The 1,924-nt window shown below is 41.4% G+C and carries 3 protein-coding genes; all 3 read left to right on the top strand.

Annotation, left to right across the window (positions count from 1 at the left end; genetic code table 11):
- Nucleotides 1-92 precede the first annotated feature (92 nt).
- Nucleotides 93-368 carry a hypothetical protein gene (locus BCT27_RS24225; protein WP_102397035.1) on the top strand — a complete coding sequence of 92 codons (276 nt, stop codon included), beginning with the start codon at nt 93-95 and terminating at the stop codon, nt 366-368.
- A gap of 113 nt (nt 369-481) precedes the next feature.
- On the top strand, nt 482-922 hold the full coding sequence (locus tag BCT27_RS24220; RefSeq protein WP_102397034.1) for a hypothetical protein: 441 nt from the start codon (nt 482-484) through the stop codon (nt 920-922).
- A 427-nt stretch (nt 923-1,349) separates the two neighbouring features.
- Nucleotides 1,350-1,787: a hypothetical protein gene (locus BCT27_RS24210; protein WP_102397032.1), complete on the top strand. Its 438-nt coding sequence runs from the start codon at nt 1,350-1,352 to the stop codon at nt 1,785-1,787.
- The last annotated feature ends 137 nt before the right edge of the window (nt 1,788-1,924 follow it).

Here is a 1,924-nt window from a genome sequence, read left to right as displayed (position 1 = left end):
TCGAAGCGCTTAGAAAGTAGCGTGAATACATAGGTTTGGTCAGGTTCAGTGCGGGCAAGTACCCGTTATCACAGCGTTAGGCGGCAAGGAATATGAGTTCGAAATACTTTAGATGCTTCTGGGAAGGTGAAGAATCTGATGGATTCTATTATTCAGAAGTCATCAATGGAGAAATTACCCGTCAGATAGTGGAGGTTGATGGAGATTTGAAGTGGTCAACTCTCCATGAGGAAAAAGATGAATGTTACATGTTCACTGATCAACCCAAAGTTAGAGAAGAAGATATTGAGTATTCAAAAGAGAATCTCGATGGAATTGAACTTACTAAAGAGCAGTTTGAGGAAATATGGTTAGTTTCAAAGCAGTAGCGAGTGCGTCGCCTAACAAGTCAAAGCACTCGGGCTTGGCAAACCTGTCACCTTTTTTGTTCCAAAAAAAACGCCAACTTCACCAAGCCTGTGTTTGAGGCGTTAGGCATCTTATGGAAACTTCCATCATAGTTGAAAAATTCGAGTCTAGAGATCCACGCAAAATTTGGGAGGCAACCTGGGAAATTCTTCGCTGTAATGACTTGGATAAGTTGTCTGAACTCGAAGCTTATATTCCAGTGTTTTCTGACATACTAGCAGAAGTCGAAATGGGTGGTGCAATAAGAAGCAATGCCGAAGACACAAAGCTTTCACTTAAATATATTGAGCAACGCTGCCAAGGCTCGTGTCGCTGTTATTTGTATTCTGGGCAAAGCATGTTCAACCCAGAGAGAGAGGCAGAGCTAAGCTTCGTTGAAATCGTTACCTCTCAGGTAATGAAAGAGCTTTATGAGCATCATTTTGCTGTAACTTGCTATGGGTGTTCCAAAGAATTTAAAGTAAGAGAGGTTCACGGTTGGCATGTGCCATGGTACGAGTGGTCAAACGCCTAACAAAGTTGTAACCGGCGTTAGATTTCTTCAACATTTGAGGCGATAAAAGTTAATGAAGCAGATATTAATAATCTTAGTCGTGGCTCTTTGTATAGTGTTAAGTGTGTACTTCGCTGAAAATGGAGTCCCTTCAATTAATAGAGTGTTCCTTGTGCCTTTTTTATTGGCTAGTTTGATTCCAATTATTCATGCACTTATTAGATGTCCTAAATATCTTCCATTTTACTGGATAGCTATCAATATCTTCCTAGGTGTTCTTGCGTATCCATTTTTCCTAATGTCATTGAAACATGCCCGAAAAAATTTGATTGATGATGGAACAGCTTGAGTGCTCAAATCTAACAAGCGCATTAAACATCGCGCTCTTCGGGTGCTGGACTCGCAAAAGACGCTCGCCGTTTATACGAAACGTTAACTCTATATACATATGAATTTGATTCTTGAAAATACCGAACAAGTAAAATTTTTTACATACATGGTGGATGTATTTTCTGCATTGAAAATCAGCTGTACAGACTATGACTGGTACATCAGCGACATCGAGACAAACGGATATCTCGTTGATGAGGGATGGTACAGTGGCGACTCTTTGGATTCCCTAATTCAGGGTAATCAAATTCAGTTCATCTGGGCTGTTTTCTCTGCATTTCCTGCGGGTACTAAGTTTGACGTTGTTGAAAGCCCCTATATAGATGGCAATCCTGATTACTGGAATGGTTCAAATCCAGCCCCTCAACTAGATCGGGCTCTTTTTGAAATAGGCTGTTGGGATAGCAGCGCTACTATTCTGGTTGGAGTACCATCGCAACTAGCGGAAAATTTCATGTCGGTTTATACGGACGCACGAATGTTAACAAGGTCATGAACGGGACACCTTGCCAATCTCGAAGCGCTTAGGAAGTGTTGTGAATACATAGTTCTGCTCAGGTTCAGTGCGGGCAAGTGCTCGTTATCACAGCGTTATGTGAATATTTGAAATGGCATACAAGCGACCGATTCCAC

It is taken from the genome of Enterovibrio norvegicus, assembly GCF_002876705.1.
In the GTDB taxonomy this organism is placed as follows: Bacteria; Pseudomonadota; Gammaproteobacteria; order Enterobacterales; family Vibrionaceae; genus Enterovibrio; species Enterovibrio norvegicus_B.
This window is presented reverse-complemented; position numbering and strand designations above follow the sequence as displayed.